4 protein-coding genes are annotated in these 7,592 nt (G+C 34.1%); 1 reads left to right on the plus strand and 3 read right to left on the minus strand.

What is annotated here, in order from left to right:
• Window positions 1–345: 345 nt before the first annotated feature.
• The 3 genes from ACP6PM_RS03580 to shc form a co-directional block, all read right to left on the minus strand.
• On the minus strand, window positions 346–951 hold the full coding sequence (locus ACP6PM_RS03580) for a sigma-70 family RNA polymerase sigma factor (protein WP_426581921.1): 606 nt from the start codon (window positions 949–951) through the stop codon (window positions 346–348).
• 271 nt (window positions 952–1,222) lie between these two features.
• Window positions 1,223–1,405 (minus strand): hypothetical protein, encoded by a 183-nt coding sequence (locus tag ACP6PM_RS03585; protein ID WP_426581923.1) that lies wholly within the window; start codon window positions 1,403–1,405, stop codon window positions 1,223–1,225.
• 436 nt (window positions 1,406–1,841) lie between these two features.
• Window positions 1,842–3,740 (minus strand): squalene--hopene cyclase, encoded by a 1,899-nt coding sequence (shc, locus tag ACP6PM_RS03590; RefSeq protein WP_426581925.1) that lies wholly within the window; start codon window positions 3,738–3,740, stop codon window positions 1,842–1,844.
• Between the two features lie 2,035 nt (window positions 3,741–5,775).
• Here shc and ACP6PM_RS03595 point away from each other — a divergent pair.
• Entirely contained in the window at window positions 5,776–6,564 is a 789-nt protein-coding gene (locus ACP6PM_RS03595; protein WP_426581927.1) for an endonuclease/exonuclease/phosphatase family protein, read from the plus strand.
• The last annotated feature ends 1,028 nt before the right edge of the window (window positions 6,565–7,592 follow it).

Here is a 7,592-nt window from a genome sequence, read left to right on the forward strand (position 1 = left end):
ATAAATAGATATAAACCGGCGATCATAGGAAGATCAAGATTACGCTGATTTATTGTCGGAAATATAGAAGAGGTCGAACAGTTAGAAAAGGGCGAAAAGTTCATTGTCGCACAACCTAAACCCATAGGAGAGCTCATTGTCATAGTTCTAAATATCATCATACTTATAATGTCCTTATAGAAAATTTTTCCAGACAAAATTAATAGCAGATAAAAACTTAACTATCGTTTTGATCAACTATTAATAACTGATTTTTATCAGGGATAAGAAAATTCTTACCCCGATACTAGACTTATTTCAAAGAATAACTATCAATACTTATTGATATTAATTTAACTATTTGAATTATTTGGATATTCCAAAATGTTTCTGCAATTTCTTTAAAGCTCGATTTCCTTTTTGCCGTACCCTATCCTCCAACTTTTTACGATCGCCATCAACTTCTAATCCCTTAATCACTAATTTTTCTGCCACTTCAGACCATGAATGTTCCTCAATTTCTCTCAACCACAAAATAGCCTTTTCTTTTTCATTTAAGCCTTTCCAACCTTTACCTAATAATTTCAAATTAGGCTCTGTTGTGTATTCCGGGATTAAATCTTCTCTTGAATCGCTTAAACAACTTAGACTTTTTAGTTTATATACCAATAATTTTCGAGATTTTGTACTTTTGGAAAAATTTTTAATTACGTTAAAACAGATACTCCTGAACCAAGATTTATAATATTCAACTTTTTCTCCGGATTCAATTTTTTTTATAGCAATGTCACGAGCATTTAAAACTACATCCATTTCATCATAATCAAAATTTAATCCAAATTGCATGAGTTTGTAGTCAATAGATGGCAAAAAATTTCTAGATTCCAGCATTATATTTATATTACGGTCTATCTCTCCAAGATGTACATTAGTGTCTAAGTCAACACTAGGGGTTGGGAAAGATGTTTTCATATTTTTAGGTTCTCCTAATTTGTTTGAGATAAGAGAAATTTCTCACGGACAATTCTTGAATAAATCAACGAATCAAGCATCAAAAATTTCTGCTTTAAATATTTGTTTATTGCCAAGGCAAAAATGTGACAGCTTAATTGCAGATATCCTATAAAAAGTTACTTGGTAGATGCTCAAGGACATTTTATTTCACACTACCTCTAATTATCTTTGTGTCTGAGAATAGTAAAAGTGCGACAATATTATAGTCATATCAAATCTAGGTAATTAGTTATTGTCTTAGTGCGGGCATCTTGCCCGCCATCAAACCTCTGGTTATCTGAGGATATTTTCCCAGAAGAGCGACTTGCCACTTCTGAGCGCTTCTACCAATCTTTCTCTCTAAAAATTTCAAAGTTTCACCAGACAAACCTTTTGTTATCTGAGGATATTTTTCCAAAAGAGCGACTCGCAACGTCCGAACGCCTCTACTAATCTTTCTGTCTGAAAATCGAAAAGTTTAATCAGACAAACCTCTTGGTATCTAACTAAATTTTCCCAAGAGAGCGACTCGCCACTTCCGAGCGTCTCTACTAATATTTCTGTCTAAAAATTGAAAAGTCGCAGAAAACTCACCTCTGGTTTTCCAACTAGATTTTCCCAATAAAATGACTCAGTAGTTGAGACTACCTATACTAATATTTGTCTCTTACTAATATTTGTCTCTAAAAATTGAAAAGTCACAGAAGACTCACCTCTGATTTTCCGACTAGATTTTCTCAAAAAAATGACTCAGCAGTTGAGACTACCTATACTAATATTTGTCTCTAAAAATTGAAAAATTTCACCCTATCTCTCCATCACCACATCTCCCCATCTCCCCATCTCCCCATCTCCCTGACCCAAAAACATCAATCACCCAACAAACTTTCATACCTCCCCAAAGCCATCAAAGGAAAATATTGCGGATAAAAATTATATTTAATATAAAAATGACAGGGAAACCCAGTACCAGTAAATTCCGACTCCAACCAACTCCCATCATCCTTCTGAGTAGAAACCAAAAAATCCACACCTCTATCAATAGCCTCCCTAGCAAAATTACCAGTCGCTTCCCCCGCAGCCAATAAACCAATCAAAGCCCAAGCAGTTTGAGAAGCCGTACTTTTCCCTTTCCCCTTCAACGACGGATCGTTATAACTCCAACAACTCTCACCCCATCCGCCATCTGAATTTTGACAACCAACCAACCAACTTGCCCCCCTCTCTATATAACCTCCGTGACTTTCCCGCGCTACAACAGCCAAAGCTGAAATAACCCCACTTGTACCATATATATAGTTAACTCCCCACCGACCAAACCAACAACCTTCCCCTTCCTGCTCCCTTGCCAAATAATTGATCGCCCGTTTCAGCCGCCTACTATCCATAGACAACCCACAACAACCAACCATCTCCAACACCCGCGCCGTTACATCCGCCGTATTCGGATCGATCATCGCTTTTAAATCTCCATAAGGGATACCATTCAACCACTCCTGATTATTATCTACATCAAAAGCTGCCCAACCCCCAGGTTCACATTGCATCGAAGCTACCCAGTCCATAGCACGAGCGATCGCCACTCGTTTCAACTCCTCATCAGCCAACTCTACAGCATCCAAAGCCATAACCACCACTGCCGTATCATCTATATCTGGATAAAAACGATTGATAAATTCAAACGCCCAACCCCCCGGTTTACCCAATTTATTCTTAACTGCCCAGTCACCATAATCCAAAATTTGCTGTTGCAACAACCATTCCCCAGCTTTCACCACTGCCGGATGACTAGGAGCAATACCAGAATCAACCAACGAACGTATTACCCAAGCGGTATCCCAAACTGGAGAAACACAAGGTTGTACCCAATAACCATCTTCAGTTTCTATACCAAATCTATCTATAGCTTCCAACCCCCGCACCACCACAGGGTCTGCCACATCATATTCCAAACACTTCAATGCCAACATAGAATTTAACATAGCTGGAATAATACCCGCCCAGTCACCCGTAATTTCTTGCCTTTGCAAAATCCATTTTTCTGCTGCTTTTAATCCTTCCTCGCGCAAAGGCATCAAATTAAAATCTTCTGCTAATTTAAAAGCTTTATCTAACGCCAAAAATAAATCCGTCACATCGTATTGACGAGGTAATTCAAAAGTAGCATTGTTAATTCCTTCAGCATAAAGTTCATCCAGATTAATAGTAGGGTTTACGGAAAAAATCGGCTTTTTATCAAACACAATTAATAGTGGAACTGTACTACTTCTTGCCCAACTTGACATTTCATAAATAGTAAATGGAAAATCTTCAGGAAGTAACATTATGCTAGGAGGAATAGAAGGGATACCCTGCCAATTGAAACATCCAATTAAAGCCAAATGTAATTTAGTAAAAATTCTACTGCAACTAATACCTCCTTTTTGAATAATAAATTCTTGTGCTTTAACCATAATTGGATCTGTTTTTGCAACACCCAATAATCTCAAAGCCATATAAGCTTCAATCGAAGTGCTTAAGTCTCCTCCATCCCCATAAAATAATTCCCAACCTCCATGTTCTCCTTGTTGGGAAATCAGGTAATTTTTTACTTTATCAAAAGGTCTTTTGTTATCAGTTTGCCAAATTTTATGCAGTAAAATAATTTCCGCTGTTATTGTGACATTTGATTCTAGTTCACTCCACCAATATCCTTCTGTCTCTTGTAAATTTAATAAATACTTTTGACTAGCTAATATAGATAATTTTAGTTTGTTTTTTTCTGTCATTTTTTTCTACAATTGAATATATATAATTGCTGCTAAAAGTAATAATTAATCAATAGTAATTATACCATTTTGATAAATTTCTGCTACAAATATTTAGAGTGTATTTGTAAATACAATATTAAATCCTGGTTTAGGGTGGATTGCGCAGATTACATGGTTAAAGTTAATATTTAGCTTTGTGATTCGCCGTAACCCACCAAAAGGTAAACTTTTGAGCATCCCTTAAGATTTATTTTATAGATACTTTCTTAGGTTATCCCTGAGAGATTGTTTGTAAAGGAAATATAAAAAGGAGATAGGGAACAGGGAACAGGGAACAGGGAACAGGGAACAGGGAATAGGGAATAGGGAATAGGGAATAAGGAGGAAGAAATCAAGACAAATATTTGTCGCTTAAAAATCTAGGAATATATGTACTGAATACTTCTCTACCTACCAAATTTCAATCTCTTGAAGTATTACCGCTTTTAGATTTTAGTCACTCGCATGTTCTCTTAATACTTATTTTACAAACAGTCTCTGATTAAATAAATAGCTTAAATATCATTTATTGGCTTGAATATCCCTTTTTAATCAAAGGCAAACCCGATCAAATTATTTTAATTCCACTAATTATTTACAACATTCTTTTTTCAAATTGGTATTATATATGTTTATCAATAATAATACTAGGCACTTTGAGCAAGTATAAATGAAAATCTTAGAGTTTTAACAAATTAGGGAACCTTCCCTAAAATTTTCTTGTCACTAGATAACTAGATTCTGTATAGATAGACCAGCTTCCCAGTATGCAAGTAGCAACTCTGGGAAGTTTCCTTCCTAGTATTGCCTATTGAGTTTGTCTGTTAGCTTACCTAACTTGAACTCTAATCTTTTACAATTTTTTGATATGTTTTTTATCTTCTTGGTAGCTATAGCAATCCTATTTTATTTGTGTACAAAAATCTTGCCACTTTTAGGGACCAGGGAACAGGCGATAGTTTCGTTTTTTTATTTACTCTTTGATTACCCGCAACCTATTTAGGATTACTATATTTTAGTTTCTTACTAACTAATCCTAGGCTTAATTTTATGGTTACATACATCAAAAATCAAGTTCTTCAATCACTAAAGCTTATTTGTAACATTATTTTATTAAATTTGTATAAATCATTTCTCAAATTATAAGTATAGCAATCCTATTTTATTCGTGTCAAAAATCTTACTGCTTTTTAGGGAAAAGGGAAAAGGGAACAGAAAACAGGTAAGAATTTCAGTTTTTTTATTTACTTTTTCATTTGTCACAACCTATTTAGGATTGCTACAGTTATGCAAAATTAATTACACATACTCTTGATGCTGAATAAGCCTACATTCTCAAAATCACAGGAAAAAAATTAGCTAATTAATTTTGCCTAGGCATTTATCATTAGTAATATCTCAATCTTCAATAGATTTACCGAATTATTAATTGTTAATAATTAATAATTAAATAATTCTGGTTTAAAGCCTCTCCTTTTAAGGAGAAAAAGCGGTCGTTTGCGCAGCAGTCCGAAGGATGGGATGGCGAGGTCTCCCGCTCTTGTAGAGCCGCTCCGCTTTTCATGTCGGCGACAGCCGAAACGCCATATCCAATCGACCAAGAGAAAAGTGCTAGGATATTTCCTTAGATTCAATCAAGAACGGTTTTAACCAGAGGTAATTATCAATTATCCATTGTCAATTATCCATTAATGAAAGCGTATTTCAGGTTTATGAGGTACAGAAAAAATAGTTTGTATACCAGTTTTTAAAATGGTGGGAATTTATCAAATTAAGGACTGTAGCTCATTTACTTGCAACCTGCTGTAAGTAGATTAAATGAACGCTAAAATCCACTACAATGCTAGACACCAGTCAAAAGTTTAAAGTGATTTTTGAGTGAGTTTTCTATTCTTAAATAATCGGAAAACTGTATTTACTAATGTCCGCATCCTAAATCAGTAGTGCTATATAAATTTATTAAACTACTACTTCTAATTCAAGAATTATAAGCATCTATCAACATTTTGATAAAATGGTAATTAAAATTTTTACTTTTAATATTAGATACGATCAACCTGACCCTGGAAACTTTGCTTGGGAGGTAAGAAAAAATGTTGTAGCTAGACTAATTTATGAATATGCACCAGATATAATTGGCACTCAAGAAGTTAAAGTAAATCAACTATCAGATTTACAACAATTATTATCTAATTATTATTGTCTGGGAAGCGATCGAACAGGTATGGGTAATGATGAACACTGCGCTATATTTTATCATAAAAATAAATTAAATTGCCTTGACCATGGAGATTTTTGGCTCAGTGAGACACCAGATATACTAGGAAGTGTTACTCATAGTTGGGGAAATCATTTACCTAGAATAGCTACTTGGGCAAGATTTAATATTGTAGGAGAGAATCAGCAAATACTTATTGTTAATACTCACCTAGATTATAATAGTAAAAAGTCACGAGAATTAAGTGCTAAATTAATCAGTGATTGTCTACAAACAGAAAAATTAAATCCTAACAATTCATTCATTTTTGTCACAGGAGATTTTAACGATAAACCAGGTTCGATAGCGCGAAATACTTTTTTAAATCCTTTAGACAATGGATTAAGTTTATTAGATGCTTGCTCTAATTTAAAATTAAATAATCAGATGACTTATAACGATTTTAGTGACCAAGCTTTTCTGCCTATAGATACTATTTATTATGATAGTAGATTAAATTTACAAAGTGTTAAAGTAGTTAATAAAAAATATGATGGAATCATCCCGTCTGACCACTTTCCAGTATTAGCAGAATTTAATTTTTAGGGAATCGTGAATCGGGAATAGTATTAAGCTAAAAAAGTATTTTTGATGAGTGGTTTAGTAGAGAAGAGTTAGGAGGAACAGACATAATTATAGAGTGGATAATCAGAAAAATTGTAAGAGTGATTTTTCTGTAATTAGGGTTTGCGCTCAAAAGTCTTATGGGTGAGGGTAGGAGTCAGGAGACAGGAGACAACCCACCCCTAACCCCTCCCAGGAGGGGAAGATAGGAGAAGTAAGGAATTTAGAGGAGGCACAAGGAAGAATTATCCCTTGATTTTTCGGCTCTTGTCAACCGAAAATCCTAACATGAATGAGCTTTAAGGAGCAAAAACTTTGTACTTTTTCAAGACCTAAAACGACTAAAACCTTTAGGAGTCAATGCTTTAAAATTTAATCGGTAAACCCTAATTATTCTGCCTAAAATGCTAACTTTTTGATAGTTTTCGATTGAAAAACTGACGCTTTTTTAGACCTAAAAAAGGCTTTATCTCAAATCCTCTTGCTTTAAAGTATTATAAGAAACCGGATTTATAGGAAGTAGATATTAGTATGTAATACCAATTTCATAAACTTAAACAACACTTTTCAAAGTAATCTATCAAGCTTGAAATTCCAGAAGTAAATTTATGTGTAGTCTGACTTTCAGAAATTGGTATAGCAATCCTATTTTATTTGTGTATAAAAATCTTATCGCTTTTAGGGAACACTTAACTGGTGGGAGTTTCAGTTTTTTTATCTACTTTTTGATTACCCGCAACCTATTTAGGATTGCTATATAAGACATTTAATATAAACCTGGTTTCTGCTTTCTGACACCAATAATAACCGATTTGATATTAGCCTTGATCTGTCAATACTTTCAGATTTAATCAGCAAACCCTAATTAAATTTTAACTAAATAAATGTAGCTAATAAAAATTGATGACTACATAGACAGATGATGAATCTTAGAGCGCAGAAAAGTTTTTCCAACTGTTATAGCAATCGAAGCAAAGGTTAGGACGTTAACTTAACAGCATAATCAACTC

The organism is Dapis brunnea BLCC-M229 (assembly GCF_050015995.1).
In the GTDB taxonomy this organism is placed as follows: Bacteria; Cyanobacteriota; Cyanobacteriia; order Cyanobacteriales; family Microcoleaceae; genus Trichodesmium.